General features: G+C 55.5%; 18 protein-coding genes and 1 pseudogene. 10 read left to right on the forward strand and 9 right to left on the reverse strand.

From position 1 onward, the window contains the following. On the forward strand, positions 1–228 hold a 228-nt coding region (locus AB7F49_RS31890; RefSeq protein WP_428529861.1), incomplete at its 5' end, for a hypothetical protein. A gap of 216 nt (positions 229–444) precedes the next feature. Here AB7F49_RS31890 and AB7F49_RS31895 read toward each other — a convergent pair. Continuing rightward, entirely contained in the window at positions 445–969 is a 525-nt protein-coding gene (locus AB7F49_RS31895) for a hypothetical protein (RefSeq protein WP_428529862.1), read from the reverse strand. 96 nt (positions 970–1,065) lie between these two features. After that, positions 1,066–1,797, reverse strand: coding sequence for a transposase (locus AB7F49_RS31900; protein ID WP_428529863.1), 732 nt, complete (start codon positions 1,795–1,797; stop codon positions 1,066–1,068). 217 nt (positions 1,798–2,014) lie between these two features. Here AB7F49_RS31900 and AB7F49_RS31905 point away from each other — a divergent pair, with 217 nt between their 5' ends. Further along, on the forward strand, positions 2,015–2,164 hold the full coding sequence (locus AB7F49_RS31905) for a hypothetical protein (protein WP_428529864.1): 150 nt from the start codon (positions 2,015–2,017) through the stop codon (positions 2,162–2,164). A gap of 48 nt (positions 2,165–2,212) precedes the next feature. Next, the gene (locus AB7F49_RS31910; RefSeq protein ID WP_428529865.1) at positions 2,213–3,544 is read left to right on the forward strand and encodes a hypothetical protein; all 1,332 of its coding nucleotides are present in this window, start codon (positions 2,213–2,215) and stop codon (positions 3,542–3,544) included. Positions 3,545–3,877: 333 nt separating this feature from the next. Here AB7F49_RS31910 and AB7F49_RS31915 read toward each other — a convergent pair. From AB7F49_RS31915 to AB7F49_RS31925, 3 genes and pseudogenes are all read right to left on the reverse strand, one after another. Next, a pseudogene (locus AB7F49_RS31915) lies at positions 3,878–4,039 on the reverse strand (IS5/IS1182 family transposase); the annotation flags it as partial. A 349-nt stretch (positions 4,040–4,388) separates the two neighbouring features. Further along, complete coding sequence (locus AB7F49_RS31920) at positions 4,389–4,688, reverse strand: hypothetical protein (protein ID WP_428529878.1); 300 nt, start codon at positions 4,686–4,688, stop codon at positions 4,389–4,391. Then, a complete protein-coding gene (locus AB7F49_RS31925; protein ID WP_428529866.1) occupies positions 4,663–5,061 on the reverse strand; it encodes an HD domain-containing protein in 399 nt (132 codons plus the stop codon). Before AB7F49_RS31925 ends, AB7F49_RS31920 begins: the two co-directional genes overlap by 26 nt. 468 nt (positions 5,062–5,529) lie before the next feature. Between AB7F49_RS31925 and AB7F49_RS31930 the strand changes: the two genes are divergently transcribed. Together AB7F49_RS31930 and AB7F49_RS31935 are read left to right on the forward strand one after the other, a co-directional pair. Beyond that, on the forward strand, positions 5,530–6,306 hold the full coding sequence (locus tag AB7F49_RS31930) for an N-formylglutamate amidohydrolase (RefSeq protein WP_428529867.1): 777 nt from the start codon (positions 5,530–5,532) through the stop codon (positions 6,304–6,306). Positions 6,307–6,463: 157 nt separating this feature from the next. Then, positions 6,464–6,637 (forward strand): ArdC family protein, encoded by a 174-nt coding sequence (locus AB7F49_RS31935; RefSeq protein ID WP_428529868.1) that lies wholly within the window; start codon positions 6,464–6,466, stop codon positions 6,635–6,637. A gap of 448 nt (positions 6,638–7,085) precedes the next feature. On the opposite strand, the gene AB7F49_RS31940 is transcribed toward AB7F49_RS31935, so the two are convergent. Then, a complete protein-coding gene (locus tag AB7F49_RS31940) occupies positions 7,086–8,438 on the reverse strand; it encodes a primase-helicase family protein (RefSeq protein ID WP_428529869.1) in 1,353 nt (450 codons plus the stop codon). Positions 8,439–8,440: 2 nt separating this feature from the next. Next, a complete protein-coding gene (locus AB7F49_RS31945; protein WP_428529870.1) occupies positions 8,441–9,151 on the reverse strand; it encodes a hypothetical protein in 711 nt (236 codons plus the stop codon). 292 nt (positions 9,152–9,443) lie between these two features. On the opposite strand from AB7F49_RS31945, the gene AB7F49_RS31950 reads away from it, so the two are divergent. The 3 genes from AB7F49_RS31950 (at position 9,444) to AB7F49_RS31960 (ending at position 12,783) form a co-directional block, all read left to right on the forward strand. Beyond that, positions 9,444–11,117 carry a restriction endonuclease PLD domain-containing protein gene (locus AB7F49_RS31950; RefSeq protein WP_428529871.1) on the forward strand — a complete coding sequence of 558 codons (1,674 nt, stop codon included), beginning with the start codon at positions 9,444–9,446 and terminating at the stop codon, positions 11,115–11,117. A 28-nt stretch (positions 11,118–11,145) separates the two neighbouring features. Further along, entirely contained in the window at positions 11,146–12,105 is a 960-nt protein-coding gene (locus AB7F49_RS31955) for a DNA-methyltransferase (RefSeq protein ID WP_428529872.1), read from the forward strand. A gap of 102 nt (positions 12,106–12,207) precedes the next feature. Then, entirely contained in the window at positions 12,208–12,783 is a 576-nt protein-coding gene (locus AB7F49_RS31960) for a recombinase family protein (protein ID WP_428529873.1), read from the forward strand. 39 nt (positions 12,784–12,822) lie between these two features. Here AB7F49_RS31960 and AB7F49_RS31965 read toward each other — a convergent pair whose 3' ends face one another. Both AB7F49_RS31965 and AB7F49_RS31970 read right to left on the reverse strand, forming a co-directional pair. After that, positions 12,823–13,182, reverse strand: coding sequence for a hypothetical protein (locus tag AB7F49_RS31965; RefSeq protein ID WP_428529874.1), 360 nt, complete (start codon positions 13,180–13,182; stop codon positions 12,823–12,825). 69 nt (positions 13,183–13,251) lie between these two features. Beyond that, positions 13,252–15,090: a DUF6538 domain-containing protein gene (locus AB7F49_RS31970; RefSeq protein WP_428529875.1), complete on the reverse strand. Its 1,839-nt coding sequence runs from the start codon at positions 15,088–15,090 to the stop codon at positions 13,252–13,254. Between the two features lie 328 nt (positions 15,091–15,418). Between AB7F49_RS31970 and AB7F49_RS31975 the strand changes: the two genes are divergently transcribed. Continuing rightward, positions 15,419–16,003, forward strand: coding sequence for a DUF3489 domain-containing protein (locus AB7F49_RS31975; protein WP_428529876.1), 585 nt, complete (start codon positions 15,419–15,421; stop codon positions 16,001–16,003). A 4-nt stretch (positions 16,004–16,007) separates the two neighbouring features. Continuing rightward, positions 16,008–16,274, forward strand: a complete 267-nt coding sequence (locus tag AB7F49_RS31980; RefSeq protein ID WP_428529877.1) for a DUF2924 domain-containing protein — start codon at positions 16,008–16,010, stop codon at positions 16,272–16,274. Positions 16,275–16,379: the final 105 nt, after the last annotated feature.

The raw sequence follows: 16,379 nt of genomic DNA on the forward strand, positions 1-16,379 counted from the left end.
CGCGGCGTTGGCGTGCCGAGCATCCATACAAATGATTGGCAGGCCCTTGTCGCGCAACTCGTTCCACAACCACACAGCCAATGGACCAGTCTCCATCCCGACGCGAGCGAGATCAGGCACGGTTTTGGCCAACCAGGAAGCAATCGCGTCAGGACAGGTCGGTATCTTCTTCTCGGCGAGAATCCGACCCTCTTCGTCGACGACGCAAACGGCCGTGGCTTCCAGTGAGACATCGAGTGCGGCAACAAAGGCTGATTCGTGACACGATCAGTCTGGGGAACCGCCGCTCTCGACGCGAGGGCCGCGCCCCGCGATTACGCTAAGTGATCCTCCGTGAAGTATGGCTTTTGGGCTTTTGAGGAGGATTTGAGATGGGCAGGAAACGGCACAAGCCCGAGAAGATTGTCGCGAAGCTAACAGCCCGTTGAAAATGTCGCAATTTGATCAGTCGGCTTCGCATGTTACGGCGACGATCAGCGCCGCCGTCTCCGCGTCGGAGGCGGCGAGGAACACGACTGCGATCATGTCGGCGGCTGGAATGATGACCAGGAACGCAAATCTGACGTTTGCGGCCTCCCTCGGCGTGCCGGCGCCGAACAGCGCGCGCATCAAAACCCCGAGATTGTAGCCCGCAACATGAATGAGGTAGCGCTTGTGGACATTTTCGCGACTGCGCAACCATGTTCGGCGCATGCCGCCGCGCTCCAGAACATGGGCGAAACTGCGTTCGACGATCTCGCCGCGTTTGCGCATGGCCCCCTTGCCGACGCCTGACCTCAACCGGGTGCGATTGCCATAGACCGCCGCGCGCGCCTCGTCGTCGCCATGCCATCGCGAATAGCCCTTGCTCGGTCGCGGCTCCGCGATGCGCGTTTTCCATGGGCCGTCGTCGAGGCCTTTCAAAACGTCGCGCGAGTGGTAGCCTTTATCGGCGACGAGATCGCAGAGTTCCCCCCGGCGTCGGCGCAAGGCCCACAGCAGACAGATTCTTTTCCGCTTCCTTCAGCGTGGGATCGAGCGTTGTCGTGTCGCCCTTGTCGGCCTCGTGGATCGGCGCCGCCACGATCACGCCCGTGTCGAGATCGACCGCATGTTCGGGCTTGTAGGCGAGATGCGTCGAGCCGGCTTCATCTTGGCGATCTTCGCCTCCGGATCGGTCTTGCTCGTCCAGTCCTCGTTCGAGAGCTTCTTACCCTTGCGCTTACGGTCGAGCCGGATCAGGTCGTCGATCGTCGGCGTCTCGACACCGCTTTCCTTGGCCATCCGAGTCAGCATCTCGCGATAGCCTTCGCCATTGTCACGGCGCACGATCGTCCGCAGCGCCGCGTTGGCTTCCATCGTCGACCCGTCGACGCCGAGCCGCTCGCCCTTCACCAGACCATGCTCGGCGACGAGCTTCAGGACGAAGGCGAACACCTTCTCGTGCACTTCGTGCGGCAGACGGCTGCGCGTCTTCGACAACCAGGAATGATCGGGAACCTTGTCGCGCTTGCCGAGCCGAATGAAATCTCCCAGCGATCTCGAATCCGAGCAGCGCCAGACAATGCCGCGCTCGCTGTCGAGCCCTTCGAAATAACCGATCATATGCATGCGGAAATAACGACCAGGCGGCAACGACAGAGCGCCCATCTTCGGCGCGTAATATGGCTTGCAGGTCTCTTCGACAAAAGCATCGAAGCCGGCGTCGGCCAACAGCTGCTGGAGACGGTCGTAAAACACATGGCCGGGCGAGCGAGGCATCCCTTTCCATGTCACCATGAGGTCGCCCTGAACCTCGCTCTCGCGACCCATCGCCATCGTCGCTGTCCGTCAATCGTCAATCTCTAATGCTCGGACAGAATCAGTCGAAAGCGACTTCGTCAACGGGCTGTTATGGGTGCCGAACTGAGGAAGCTACAGGGATCGAACTTGATGGCGTTGATCGAGCCGGTAAGACGCCATTCATTCACATTCGAGCTAACCAAACTCGGCCATCGTTGAAGACAAACACAAGTCAGAGAAGAGCTAGATTCACGTGACTAGTATTGCCGTCTTTCTCGACCAACTCGACAGGGCGTGTTATCAGGAAGCCAGCCACGCCGTGGTCGGCTTTGCACTCGGCAAGAGGATTAAATCGGTGACGGTGACGCAGCAAAACGAAGGGATAGAGGGCCGCGTATTCTGATGCGGGCTGCGCGGTGTCTACGTAGCTTGAAGGGGAGCGGATAAGACGATGAAGGCGATTTGTCTGGTCGAACATGTGGACAGGGAGCTCGACGTCGCCTGCCTTGCCCGGCTAAAACTAAAGAAGAGATACGGTATTGACCTGGAGATCGCAAACGTATCAGCCGATGCTCCTCAGCTCTTGCGGAAGCAGCAGCCAAAAATTGTATTTTTTAGCTCATTTTATTCTTCTGAGTGGAAACTTCGAAAGGACTATATATCGGCATGGCCTCACGCAAAGTATGCGAGCCTGTCATGGGAGCAGATATTTTGCCCAATCGATCTGAAGCTTCACCGGCCGATCGATGATTTCGCGAGGCAGGAAGTTCATTACTTGGCATGGTCCGATGACTATCGGGACTTTCTGATAAAAAATGACGTGAATCCGGAAAATATTTCGGTTATAGGACATGCTTTGTACAAATTGTATGACGATCCGTACCTTAATTACTTCAATAGTCGGTCCGCGCTTTCGAAGAAGTTCAAGTTGGATCGCAATAAGAGGTGGATTTTTGTCCCAGAGAACTATGGATTCGCATTTTATTCGGACGAAATAATCGAGTTAATCAGGTGCGCATTTCTGCTGCCGGATGAATTCAATAAAGAGTTGAGATCCCTCAGAGAGTACTGTAGGGCATCGCTGGCTACCCTTGGCCGCTGGACCGAGGCGCTCTCATCGCTGGACGATGTGGAGGTCATTTTTCGTCCCCGACCTTCTGTCGACAGGGACCGGCTCGCCCAGTTCCTCGGCGATGAAATTGGCATTTCGAATCCCAGGTTTCACATAATCAAAGAGGAAACCGCACGAGACTGGGTCATAGCATCAGACGTGGTAATTTCCTCATACAGCACGGTCCTTATTGAAGCCTCGCTTGCGAACAAGACGATCCGCAAGGTTGAGCCGACACCGCTTCCACCCTCGCTACGATATGAATGGTGCGATCTGGTCACCAGCGTGACCAACGAGGACGAGATGCTGGCCGCTGCCTCAGCCGGGTCGCATGACGGGGGCAGCTCTATGCTGCGCCAATGGGCTCGGCGACGGTTTTTCCCGAGCGACGATCCAGCCGTCGCTTTGGTTGATGAGATCGCGCGATTAACCGAGGCCGCGTATCGCGAAGTCAGGGACGGAACCAAGGGACCGTGGCGCCAGAGAGTGCCGACTTGGTTGAGCCTGATTGACGAATTTGTCGGCCCCCGGACGCGAGACAAGCTGTATCGGAATTTCGTACCCGACTACACACATAAAGTAACAGGCCATGAGAAGGACTTCTTCGACCGTGCCGACGTCCATCGTAGGACTAACCGGTGGGCAAAAGTCTTAGCTGGCGGAGTCCACTAACAATCCACTGACTGGATAGCTGCATTCTTTAATGGCTCTGTTCCGCCTCAGTGTTGTGAGATCATGTCGAGCAGTGATTTGCTAGCAGCGGGGGTGCTATAGAGGCGCGGGATTTTCGGCCACTTAGCTCCTGTTGACGAGTGGGCTTCCCGTGTCATCTGACATTTGCAGCGTGGAGTCGATGTCAGAGACGAAGTGCGTGCCGTGGAGCTGGACGCTTGTATCAACGTGATGGTTTGTCGGTTGTGAGTGTTGAGACTGATTTCGATCGCTTCGACGGCAGGTCATCACCGGCGCAGGATTGCGCGAGCGGCCAGCGCCCATTCTTTGGCGTCATGCGGCGGCCATTCGTTGCAGGAAGACGAGCCGCTTGAAGTTGTGGACGAGATTGGCCATGCCGATTTTCACTTTGGCTCTGGCGATCCCGATCGTGCGGATAAACAGCCCCATTCGATCCTTTTGCTCGGCAAAGACATGCTCGACAGACAGACTGACAAGATGGAGGTGTGCTTATTTTGGGGGCGACCGAGAAAATCACTCTGGATCAGCACTTTTAATGGTGGGCGGCACAGGGATTTCGTCTGCCCCCTAAAAAGTTCTCTAATCGCGGACGTCAAGCATTGATTTCGCGGTTTGCGCATTCTCGCCGGGTTCAGAGTTCTCTCCGCGGTTGACCTGTGGGGTCGCCGCATGTTGGCGTCGGATGGTGGATCGGCCGAAGTGATCCACGCTCTGATCGTCGCCGCGGTGACGATGATCGGCATTTCAGGGGTCGGCCTGATCCGCGCCATACGTCCCGGCGGGGACGCGCCGTTGGGGCGAAGTCAGCGCCGCATGGATCTAATCATGTGGCGTTTGCGCGCCAATGGAAGGGAGTGTTTGTCTTCCACATGGCGTGAAGAATGACCGCAAGCTTCCTGGCGACGGCGACGCGCGCCTTTTTGAACCCACCGACGATTTCCGCGAGTTCATCGGCCAGTTGTCCGGGCAGCAGCTTTTGGAAGGCGTTCGCTACCTCACGGTAATACCAAAGTGTATCGGCCTTTGATGGTTTGAACCGCTTCCAAATTCTCGCGCCAATTTCCGGCTTGCGCAGGTCGCGTAGGATCGAGCGGGCGTTATGGATTTTGTCCGACAGCGACACCAGCAGCGTTTCCTCGTCGACCCTGTCGAGGTGGTCGATGTAACGTTGCTTGCGAACCCGCCATTCCTCCCTTTGGTTGGTTCGCGGAGGCGCTGTCCGAGCACGCAAGCACTATATCCGCAACCCCGTCGCCAAAGCGATTGCGGATATCGGCAAGTCGCGGCTCGCCCCCCTGGTCCTCGACGGCGTCATGCAACAAGCCCGCGATCGCCATGTCCTCGGACCCGCCGTATTCCAACACCGTCGCACCGACCGCCAGCAAATGTGCGACGTAGGGCGTCGACGTGCCTTTGCGCACCTGCCCGCCATGCACATGCGTCGCGTAGAGCAAGGCGCGGTCAAAGCGCTCGGTTAAAGCCGTTGCGTTGGACATTTTGCTACCCTCTCTTTCTCTCCTATCCCGGCGCGATATTCACTGCCCCGGTTTCTTTTCCTGTCGCCTTGATAAGCAGCCGATAGACCAAGCATTCCATGCTCACGGCCTTCTCGGCAGTAGCAAAGACGAACGTCGGCATTTTGCCGTCAGTCCACTCGGCTAAAATTCTCCGCCACAGCCTCTCTCCGGTGAAGGTGCGGCTGCCGCGCTAAGAACAAATCTTAGCTGCCTCCCCTGCATGCTTCTGCGCCGCCGCGCCCCGCAGCATCCCGCCGCCGGCAAAATCATGCTGCGGTCAATGGCACTTCGAGCCCCATTCGGCCAGTTGGATGGCAAGCTTAAACGCGATGAAAGGGTCCCAAAATGCGTCTATTCGGTCGAGCATCCGAACAGAATTTCCGTGTCTTCGTTAGTCAGCGCGGGATAAACTCGGCCGGCCGGGCGTGAGGTAAAAGAAGGCGATGAATGACTGAGCAGCGTCACCTGTCACCAATCATATTCCATATTCCGCACGCGTCGACGCACATCCCTCCAGAGTTGCGGCCAAGCTTGATCATCTCGGATGCCGAACTAAGGGTGGAACTTCTTATGATGACGGACCTTCATACCGATGCAATCTTCGGAGCGGCGGTAAAAGACGGCGATGCGGTTATTAAATTTCCGGTCTCGCGCCTTGTCATCGATCCTGAGCGTTTTGTCGATGATTCCGAAGAGCCCATGTCTGTGCAAGGAATGGGGGTTGTCTACACTAACGGCCACGATGGAACCGCGTTGCGCGCCAATCTCGATGACAAAATCCGACTTGTTCGCGAGTATTACATCCCGCATCACGCGGCGCTTTCATGGGCTGTCGATAAGCAGATTAAAGAGTTTGGGAGGGCCCTCATCGTCGATTGCCACAGCTTCCCCTCGTCTCCGCTCCCCTATGAGCTGAATCAAAACCCCAGCCGTCCTGAAATCTGCATTGGCACAGACTCTTTCCATACGCCTGCTTGGCTTTGCGATCTCCTCGTCGGCAAGTTTGAGCACCTTGGTTACAGTGTCGGCATAAACGAGCCGTTCGCCGGGACAATCGTGCCATCAAAACATATTGCGATGAAGGAAGTCGCGTCGGTGATGATCGAGCTTAGGCGCGATTTGTATATGAACGAGGCGACCGGCGATTTTTTGTCCTGCGGCGAGAAACTATCTTCGGACGTCGCTGAGGCAATTGATACGTTGCGGACAGTTGATACGCGATGAAGCAACCGGGAAGCCAGGAGAAAGGGTGTCGGGATGTTCGAAGACAGCCGGGGATAATTCACGAGGGTAAGTCAGAGGCCGGGGCGGTTCACCCGCTCCGCAGAGTCGCCAATGGCATGCGCCAATGCCGTCTCCACGACTTCGCCTCTGCGGAGCAATGGATCGCGAGATTAAAGTGCTGATGCTGTGGTCCAAAGCGATCACCAAAGGCTTCGCCGCCCCGATCTGGATGACCTTCAAGCAAGCGCTAGAACTGAGCGCCCATGTGAAAGAAACGCAAGAAGGGAATCCTTGTAGTCTGTGCGTCCAACATCGCGCGCAGCGAGATTGACGCCGACAGCGGATTGAGAACAAGGGCGCTGAAATCGGCCAAGCGCCGTCGAAATGTAATACTCAATGTAATACCATCGCCGAATTAAACTATGAATATGAATTTAAATCAATTAGTTGTGCATGAGCGATGGCGGAGAGGGAGGGAAACGCCTTCCCCGCCCCCGGTGCGCGTGGAACTATCTGATTTATCGAAGGCTGTCGTCCGGCGTTCCCAGCTACTGGTGTAACAGTTCGGTGGAACAATGCAAGTCTTGCTAAAAAGCATTTAGAGGTTCTGAAACCGCTCTCCCGCTGGAAAGCGCAGCGGAACCTTTTCACGTCCAAGAACCCAAGTAGCGAATCCTTCATGGGCGCTACTCGGGACCTTGATAGGCTCAGTATTTTGAAAGGCTTGTCAGCACACCCATGGTGTCCAACAGGAAACCGCTCACCTCCCCTGACCCAGATCAGAACTCAACAGCATGGCCTTCACTCTGGCGCTCCACTTCGTGGAAAACATATTTCCAGCTTCGTCTTTGCCCTGAGCCCCGTCTAACTTTGGTCACACCCGCCGCTCGGAGCGCCGAGCCAAGCTCTTTCACGCTCTTGGCGTGCTGACCGTATCCTTCCTTCGTAAGGAGTCGCTGAATCTCCCCTAGACTTGCTTCACTGCTACCTAGTTCGGCGACCAGATGCCCGCTCTCCACTGCATCCAAGATGTAGTGCCTCAGAGGATTGCCGCTGACTTCGATGATATCGGACTTGGCCTGCGTCATCGGTGGCGGAGCAAAGGGCTTGAAACCCGATAGCTCCCTCTTCATCAAATAAGAGTAGATAGCGTTCACGCCCTCGGTATCGTCGATAAACCCGTGCAGGGCCTCATAGTATGCTCCGTCCCTCGGCTGAGCTTGGCTGTTGAAAACGAAATACCGTCGATCCCCTTCCTCCAGGTCGATGGGAGCTGTGTGATTGGAGAACAGAACCAATCGGGCGAAGTTCCTGACCTCCATCTGCGGCTGATATTTCAAATTCACGCTGATGGTTGGATCGGTAATTACGCCCTTGAGCTTGTTTGAAAGGTCCCAGTTGCCGTACTCGTAAATTTCGTCCACCTGGATAAGAAGCTGTCCGACCAACCAACCGTCGAAGCTGCTTTTCAAATCCTTTGCCTGGGCAACCCTGCTATTCTTCACGCCTACCAGCTTGCGCATGATCGTCCCGAGTGTCGATTTACCGATCCCCTTCGCTTCGCTTGTAAGCAGCAAGGCATGGTTCACCCGCTGCGCAGGCCGTTGAACCATGTGAGCCATAAAGTCCAAGATGTGATCTACCGCCGCTTGATCACCATCATAGAGATAAGCCACATGTTCAAGAAAGACGCTCGGCTCCTCAAACTCCTGTCGCACCTCCCACTCCGGCGCTCGCCACAGGTTTAGCACCTTGCGACCCATTTCGTCCGCCGTCACCTCCGGCTCACCGGGAAGGAACTGGACGCCTTCTGTAAGGATAAATCCGAAGTCCAATTCTGGATCGTCCAATGCTGAGATGATGTCCTGCATCGAATAGAACCAGAGTTTCTCCCCTTTATGATTTCTATATCGGAAGGAATGGTTCGCTCTTGAGACCCTATTGAACGTCTTATCGTCCATCGGCTTGCCTAACAAAGGATCACGCCGATAAATGATGCCGTCCTGCTGCGCCGACCATGCAAACTTCGACGTCAACTCTTCCTGTATCCGTTGAATCTGCGCCTCAAACTCCGGTGAGTCTTCAACGGGAAGCGATGTAGCGCCTTGCTCCTTCTGAACATGAATGTTCATCGTTATTGCACCCCTTCCAATGCCTCCGCCAACTCCATCGCCTCCTGCTCTTCTTTCCTAGCCTTCTCTGACTCCAGCTTGGCGAGATAAACGCCAATGCCTCCCAAGGCTGCAACAACCCACTCAGCAATTGCATCCGTCACTTTCGGTGGCAACTCGTCATAGACCCGCCTGACCTTGCCTGAACCAGGGTCCAGCCATTTCCCGGAATTTACCTCTGCAAGACCTCTGACCCGCCGAACCAATTGAGTCCTGAATGCTCGCTCTGAACAAAACCTCCGTGGTTCGAGGTCTTGCATGAGATAGACGGCGAGTGTTGTTTCCACGATTTCCCGCGCCGCTACATGCTGGGAGAGTTTAACGACTTCAACCGCCGCTCTTCGCTCCCAAGCAAACCCTGGCCGACCTGATGCGAACCGGCCGATAACGCCCTCCGCCAATCGAACGACCGTAAGCCATCTTTCCTCTGCCTTCCGCCAGACAGGATTTTCAGCGTTCTTGAGAACTCTTTGCGAAACCATCTCCCGGTATGGTTTCAGGTTAGACTTCGTGATGCCTTTCTGCGTCGGAGCGCCGTGCCGCCTGTCGTTCGCCTTGTGCTTGGGGCAGTACACCCCATAGCCGCTCGCTGCCGCCTCGCATCTTTGCACCTTACAAACTCTTTTCATTTTGCTCCTTTCGTATTTTGTATCCGCCCTAAAGAAGACAGACACGAAATTTTTACACGGCGGGAGCACAACTAAGCAATATTAAAAATAAATCTAAGTTATATTAAGATAAAGCTGAGATCAGATCATAGTCTGTACCTAAGATGTGAACTAAGTAGCTGAGGCTACGGCAGGCGTTGTCCACGGGGCGATTGGTCAGCTTCTAACTTCCCACTCAAGCTTTTTCACTGAACCAACTTCATTGCTAAAAAATCGCCGAAACAAGCCGGCCTCAATTTGCGGTGGAGAGCGACCGAAACCGTTTGTTTGGCCGCAGATCGCACTGCGATACTGCGTAATGCGATACATTGATTCGAGCATCCGATCCGCTGATGAGACAGTGGCCGCCTGGATGGAGGAGGTCCTTCAATCTGGCGTACGGGAACTACGGTGTCAGAGTGGCTACTTCTCAATCGATGGGTTGAGCGTCCTTCTTCCTGCGCTCAAGAAGTGCGCAGCCGACGGTTTGACCGTAAGGCTTTTGCTAGGCTCAAACGACGGTGTGACGGTCGCAAGCCACGTGGCTTTTGCGGCTGGGGTTTTGGGGATTCCTCGGAAGAACGTAGCAATAGGAGTTGTCAGCTTCGCAGGCTCGCTCTTCCATCCCAAAGCATATCACATCATGAGGGAAGATGGCTCACAGACCGCCTACGTTGGTTCGGCTAATTTGACTGGACCAGCAATGGAAGGTTCGAACATTGAGGCTGGTATCATTCTCGACACTAGAGAAGCCGATACAGCGGCTGTCCTTGATAAAATATCGAGCACCATAGACGCATGGTTCCTTAACAAGTCTGGTGGGCTTTCTGTGATCAGCGAGCCAATTGACGTTGATAAGCTCCTGGAATTTGGGCTCTTGTCCCTCGCGCCAATTCGTACAGCGGGCAGCGAAGGTGCTGCGAGCAAAGAGGAGTCAGGTTCCCGTAAGTCCCTTCCACGCCTCCGGCCGCTTTTCAAACTGCCGGGCATAGAGACCGATCGGGCACCGACTGGGAGAAAGGGTCCCACTCCACGTACTGCTGCCGGCAGGGTCCTCTCTCACGTGAGCGACAAGGGACGATTTCTAAGGCACACTGAGTCCAGCTATCACTATCCGCAAGGCACTCACCCAGGGCACCTTTTGTCCACACTCTATTATTTTTCGGGTGATCGGAGCGGCACAGCCTTTGACGATGAATACATACGCCTCAATGGCTCGCTAGGAGAAGGTCGACTGGCAGGGTATCGTCGTCAGATCAAGTACAAGCTATTGGCTGCAATCGAACTTGGCCTGATCACCGATCCACGCGCGGTGGAGAATCTTGCCGATTATGAGCCAAAGCTCACTGAAAAGGCGGAACGCCTTTGGTCATCGTTGCAGCCATACGTTAGTGACCGGGACCTGATCATAGAGGCCGAAGATGAGGGCGAGCTTTCTACAAAGATGCCACGAAGCCCTTCGTACTACATCGAAACTTTGCGTCGAGCGCATGAAGTTTCTCCCGAACTGCGGGAGCTATGGTTCTCCATTGTCTTGAACATGCCAGCCGTGAAGCAACTGCTCCAGCTTCTCTATCATCAGGAGCGTGTCCGCAGCGTCTCAAAGAGCCGCATCTATAGCAGCTTCTTCGAGTCCAAGCCCGTGAAGGCTTTCTGCGATGAGATGGGAATCGAACCTGCTACACACGAGGGCGCGAGGCACCGGTGCCCCTTCCTAATAAACCTTCTAGATTCTTGTTCGATCGTTACGCAGAATCAAGACAGTGTGATGGTTGAGAAGCTTGCACTCTCGGCCGACCTGTTAATCAAACCCGAAGACGATTACGACACGGTTGGCCGTTCAAGGTTGGCTGCAATTATCTCTTCGTGGCCCACTGCGCCTGCGAGCTTGTCTGCTAGCGACATGAACGACCTTCGACGCCTGTTTGGGGACGACTTCCTAAGCGAGCGGTACTATCTTCGTGAATTGGTGAGCATCCCAGATGAGCAATAGGTCACACAGGAACGCCGGCCATCGAGGCATGAACATGCTTCGTAAGCGGGGAATGACGCATTCCTCTGCCGTTAACGTCAGCGGGACACAGCCGGAAGAGACCTTTCACCTTACGGCCGTGGTCGACTGCTTGGACCTCTTGCGGACGATCCCAGACCAATCAATTCAGTTAGTGATCTGCGATCCACCATACAATATCAGCGTCGCACACTGGGACGCATTGCACGATTATGTCGATTGGGCCGGTGTGTGGCTAACCGAAGTCCAGCGCGTCCTGGCTCCCTCAGGTAACTTTGTATTGTTTGGAGGGCTTCAATATCAAGGTGAGGCAGGTTCAGGTGACCTGCTCAGTCTCATCGCGTGGCTGCGTCAGCACAGTGACATGCTGCTCGCCAATCTGATCATTTGGAACTACCCGAACGGTATGAGCGCGCAGAGGTTCTTCGCTAACAGGCACGAAGAGATCGCATGGTTTGCCAAGACGTCAAAATACTACTTCGATTTGGACGCAGTGCGAACTAAGCTCGATCAAAAGACTCTTGATGTTTACAAAAAGGACAAGAGGCTTAATCCCAGAAACCTCGAAAAGGGCATTAACCCCACCAACGTTTGGAGAATACCTCGGCTGAACGGCAACTCAAAAGAGCGTGTTGGCCATCCAACGCAGAAGCCCAAGGTACTTATAGAGCGGTTGGTTCGCTCGTTGTCTTACCCCGGTTCGACGGTGCTCGACTTCTTCGCAGGTAGCGGGGTAACTGCCCGCGTTGCAATCGAGGCTGGTCGAAACTCGATCACGAGCGACAGCGATCAGCGGTTTCCTGAATTTCTCCGTCAACACTTGGATCAGATGGATGCCTCTTCCGCCAGCGACGCCCCAAAGCACCATCTGATCAGGCTCAACAAGAGGCAGTTGCACCCAGTGTTTCAGGATGGGCGCGCTTCGCCGCAATCTAGTTGTGCTCCGTCTCATATGACCCTGCCCTTGTGAGTCATTCTCATAAGCTCAAAATGCTGTCTCAGATAAATGGTGTTGACTTGAGATTCCCTGTTTCTCACAATGTGGTGCATTTACTGAGACAGGGAGAATGCGATGCTTGTGGGCTATGCGCGAACCAGCACCACGGAACAGGCCGCAGGGTTGGACGCCCAGCGGAGGGACTTGAAGGCGTCGGGCTGCGAAGAACTTTTTGAGGAACAGGTGTCCTCAGTTCAGCGCCGGGAGGAGTTGGAGAAGGCACTAAAGTTTGTCCGCAAAGGCGATACGCTTGTCGTAACCAAGCTCGACCGCTTGGCTCGCTCAGTGCCCGACCTCGTAAAGATTATGGAACGATTGGAAGGCAGGGGCGCATCATTGCGCATCCTCGCCATGAACCTCGATACGAACACGCCAACCGGGCGCTTGCTGCTCAACCTTGTGGGCAGCGTGGCGCAGTTCGAACGGGAGGTCATGCTTGAACGCCAGCGGGAAGGCATTGCGAAGGCCAAGGAAGAAGGAAAATACAAAGGGAGAGCGATGACTGCCCGCGCCAAGTCGGATGATGTCCTGAGGCTCTACAAGGCCGGGAAAGGCGCTTCTGAGATTGCTGTCAAGCTAGGTATTGGCCGGGCTAGCGTCTACCGAATTTTGAAAGATCAGCAGCATAGATATGAAAACACTGTGACTTGAGACGGTTGGCTACAGCAGGTGAGGCTGGACCTTGCGCCGTCATCCACCCTTGATTCGAGCGCGTTTTTCAAGAAGGCGTTTCGCTGATCGCTGTTCGGCTTCTTTGGTAGCTTTGCCGACTTTCTTGTTCTTTCGTTTCCCGCCAGAGTTAGAAGCTTCGAGAAGTTGCTCTACGCGCTTCTTCCGCTTAGGGCGAACATCCTCGCGCTTTATAAGGACGTATTCGGCAGGTGGATTCTTAACGCGCTCCTTAAAGCGTTCAAATTCCCTCTCTTCGGCAGCAGACCTTGGCGGCGGATAGGCGCGATCCTCTCTTGGTCGTTTGTCAACTTTGCCCCAACTGCGGTCACCAACTCGGAACGTAGTGTGGCCACCCAGATAATGTCCCTTCGTGCTCATCGGCGATGCCCTCCTCTCACGCCGTCGATGCATTCTAAGCGGCACTCACCCCCAGCATGGGGGAAAAGTTCAACGATGCGAATGCGAGGTAGTCAAAGAAATTCTTGCGGCAAAATTAGAAGCGTGCACGCTATCCAATGTATCTGTCGTCTTTTCCGATTCCTTGAAAACAATCTGCTCTACAGCCTTCGCCAAGACCGGGAGGGATATTCCAAGCCCTTCATGATCCAGCCCATAGCCCTCAGCTACATCGTCCGCCTTGTGGCCCATCAGAGCGTCTCTAAGTGTCTTGTCAACTCCGGCATCCCGCAGTTTGCGTTTCACCGTATGACGGAAGGAATGGAAAACCTTTCTGCTATCAGCGATTCCATGATCACGTGAGTAACGCCCCCACCATTGTGACCACGCAGCCGATAGTTTCTCACGTTGCGACTTCAACTGAGGGAAAATTCGCAACGATGGCTCTTTCCGTGAAGTCAAAATGTAATCCAAGAAACCAAGTTCTATGAGTTTCGAATGAATAGGTATCTTCCTCACTGATCCTCTGGTCTTGACCCTTCGACCGTTGGCACCACCACGAATGTGAACATATTGGACACCATCTTCTTCACCGACATCGGCCAAGGTCAACCGCGCCAATTCCTCCAAGCGAGCGCCCGTATACATACCGAGGAGCGGCAACCATTTTGCCGCCTCCCCCGCTCCGCCGACAGGCCGTTCCTTTTCGGTAAAGATCGGAAACGAAAGAATCGTCTGAATGTCGGCGTCCGTGTAACTAATGCGGGATGGTTGCGCGGTTCGATCTTCCCTAGCCCTAACCCCTTCCGCCGGATTTTGGTCGATGAAGCCCGCTTCGTTTACGCAATAGCTCAACACCGCTCTCAACGAGGCCAAGCATTTCTCATTCACCGTCTTTGGGGACAGGCGAGCAACATCCGTTTTGCCTTCGACGCTCTTAATAACATCAGCAACCGGAAGTTCTCTTAGATCATGCGAAGGACGGGCAGGGAATTGCAGCATGGCGTCCTTGAAGGCTCGGACATGAGCTTTGGTGATCTGACCAATCGGCAAGTCCTCGTGAAGCGAAATAAAGCGAGTCATTTGAGCCTGAAACTCGTCAGCGGTTTTGGCCGGCCCTCTGTGTTCCGCCTTCCATTTTTCGAAAGCTTCCGAAAGAAGTGGCGTTCCATCGGTCTGAACGCTGGCCACTTCGGTCTTTGTCGGGGGTGCGGGCTCCGGGGGCGTGTCAATGGCCCGCCCTTCGTTCCTGGCCTTCAACGCTTCAAGCGCCCTTACATGAGCTTTGAGAATGGCGAGCGACAGTTTGCGGCGGTCTTTTGAGCCGGATGAAAGTTGAATGCCGTTGCTCTCTAAGAGGTCATCTATTTCAAACTCTAGCAGGCTCGTGTCACCTCTGGCGAGGCGTTGGCGAGCGTCCTCAAGGACAAGATCAACACTCTCGCAGGTCTTGATGTATTCACGCTCACTCAGTCCGCAATCGGATTTGAGTTGTTCCGGCGTCCAGGAGGTCGTCCCTCCGTGCGCAGTGACAACTTCATCGACGTGGCGGAAAACCACCTCATCTCCCAACCCGAACGTCCGACTCTCCTCATCTTCCTCAAGCATGACGTGGTAGTGCAAAGCGGCCAGCCGTTCGATCTCAGCCTCGGTGACAGCGGTGCGGCGCGTAGCCGTCCTCTTGGCCCTCCGTGCCTCGAACTCTTGGTCCAGCTTCACCGCCTCCACGCGGACCTTCACCAAGGCTTCCTTGGGGTCCCTTGTCTGCAAGCTGAACGTAAGTTCCTTCTTGGGGGAATAGTCGGGCAGCAGGTCCACGGGGACCTTCGCCCGAAACCAGTAAACCGTCCCACGGCGCGTCAAGCGAGGGTGTTTTGCCACTTCTGCCATGCTCCCGGTGTAGCACGTCGGTGTAACAGTCGGGAAGCTGGAAGGGCCTGAGAATACTCAGATTTAAGAAATATCAGATGCTTAATGTGGTTCTGGCGGAGAGGGAGGGATTCGAACTCTCGATCCTAAGCCTTTCGCATTGTTGTGGGGCGCGCACGTCAGATTTAGCGCTCCCGAATTCTCTGGACTTCTCTACGGAACAGAGCGTTGCTTGAGGTCATGGACGGGCAAGCAAAGCCCGGAGCCCTTCTCCTCACCCCGCCGGCACAGCGCCTTGGCGGGGTCGTGTCAGTGACAGCGAATGCTGTTGCTCACGACGGAGGAGAACATGCCGAAACTTACTGACAATCAATTGATCGTGCTCTCGAAGGCGGCCGCGCGGGACGATGGCGTCGCCGTTGCGCCGCATGGGATGAGCAAGGCTGCGGCGGCGAAAGTTGGATCGAGTCTCGTCGCTCGTAAGCTCATGCGCGAGAGTCGATCGAAGCCGGGAATGCCGGTCTGGCGCGAAGCGGAAGGAAGGAACATCAGTCTCATGATCACACGCGCCGGCCGCGATGCGATCGGGGTCGAAGAAGACGCGATGCCTTCCGATCGTTCCGGTCTAGAAGCGACGCGGGCCGGCGCCGCCGTGGAGACCCAGAAGGCTAGCGTTGCTGAGAAATTGAGACAACATTTGATCGGCGCAGCGCCTCGCGCCGGATCCAAACAGGCCCTCATCGTCGACCTGCTGTCGAAGGAAGGGGGCGTGACGATCGATGCGCTGATCAAGGCGACCGGCTGGCTACCGCATACAACACGAGCGGCTCTGACGGGGCTTCGCAAGCGTGGTTTTGCAGTCGAACGCATCCCGCACGCGCCTGGAGCATCGCTCTATCGGATCGCGAATCGCCCCTGCCCGGCTCGGGGCTGATCTGATGACACGGTCCCCCTCGCGGCGGCGTCCGGCGGGCCTGCCGGACGCCATAGATCTCGATGCGGAGCTCGCCCGCATCGCGGCGATGAACATCGAAGAGCTGCGCGAGATGTGGCGTGAGAAGCGGAAACACGAACCTCCGGCCGCATTGACGAAGGATCTCATGGCCCGCGCGCTTTCACACTGGCTGCAAGAGGAGCGCCTCGGCGGATTGGAGACCCCTCTGCGCCGGCTTCTCGCGACAGTCGCTAACCCGTCTTATTCGTGACGGCGCGACTTTCGGCGTCGTCGTGATGTCGGGCGGCATGGCCGCGCGGCGGCGTTCGGGTTTTTCACCCCTTCTAGGACCGCACTTTATGGAACGCGTTGGAGG

Origin of the sequence: Pseudorhodoplanes sp. (assembly GCF_050250235.1) — a bacterium.
GTDB lineage: Bacteria > Pseudomonadota > Alphaproteobacteria > Rhizobiales > Xanthobacteraceae > Pseudorhodoplanes.

What these genes read in the sequence shown, in the direction of transcription:
- AB7F49_RS31900 (WP_428529863.1), bottom strand. Translation starts at nt 1,797, where the DNA reads ATGGCGATGGGTCGCGAGAGCGAGGTTCAGGGCGACCTCATGGTGACA.
- AB7F49_RS31910 (WP_428529865.1), top strand. Translation starts at nt 2,213, where the DNA reads ATGAAGGCGATTTGTCTGGTCGAACATGTGGACAGGGAGCTCGACGTC.
- AB7F49_RS31925 (WP_428529866.1), bottom strand. Translation starts at nt 5,061, where the DNA reads ATGTCCAACGCAACGGCTTTAACCGAGCGCTTTGACCGCGCCTTGCTC.
- AB7F49_RS31930 (WP_428529867.1), top strand. Translation starts at nt 5,530, where the DNA reads ATGACTGAGCAGCGTCACCTGTCACCAATCATATTCCATATTCCGCAC.
- AB7F49_RS31935 (WP_428529868.1), top strand. Translation starts at nt 6,464, where the DNA reads ATGGATCGCGAGATTAAAGTGCTGATGCTGTGGTCCAAAGCGATCACC.
- AB7F49_RS31940 (WP_428529869.1), bottom strand. Translation starts at nt 8,438, where the DNA reads ATGAACATTCATGTTCAGAAGGAGCAAGGCGCTACATCGCTTCCCGTT.
- AB7F49_RS31950 (WP_428529871.1), top strand. Translation starts at nt 9,444, where the DNA reads ATGCGATACATTGATTCGAGCATCCGATCCGCTGATGAGACAGTGGCC.
- AB7F49_RS31955 (WP_428529872.1), top strand. Translation starts at nt 11,146, where the DNA reads ATGAACATGCTTCGTAAGCGGGGAATGACGCATTCCTCTGCCGTTAAC.
- AB7F49_RS31960 (WP_428529873.1), top strand. Translation starts at nt 12,208, where the DNA reads ATGCTTGTGGGCTATGCGCGAACCAGCACCACGGAACAGGCCGCAGGG.
- AB7F49_RS31965 (WP_428529874.1), bottom strand. Translation starts at nt 13,182, where the DNA reads ATGAGCACGAAGGGACATTATCTGGGTGGCCACACTACGTTCCGAGTT.
- AB7F49_RS31970 (WP_428529875.1), bottom strand. Translation starts at nt 15,090, where the DNA reads ATGGCAGAAGTGGCAAAACACCCTCGCTTGACGCGCCGTGGGACGGTT.
- AB7F49_RS31975 (WP_428529876.1), top strand. Translation starts at nt 15,419, where the DNA reads ATGCCGAAACTTACTGACAATCAATTGATCGTGCTCTCGAAGGCGGCC.
- AB7F49_RS31980 (WP_428529877.1), top strand. Translation starts at nt 16,008, where the DNA reads ATGACACGGTCCCCCTCGCGGCGGCGTCCGGCGGGCCTGCCGGACGCC.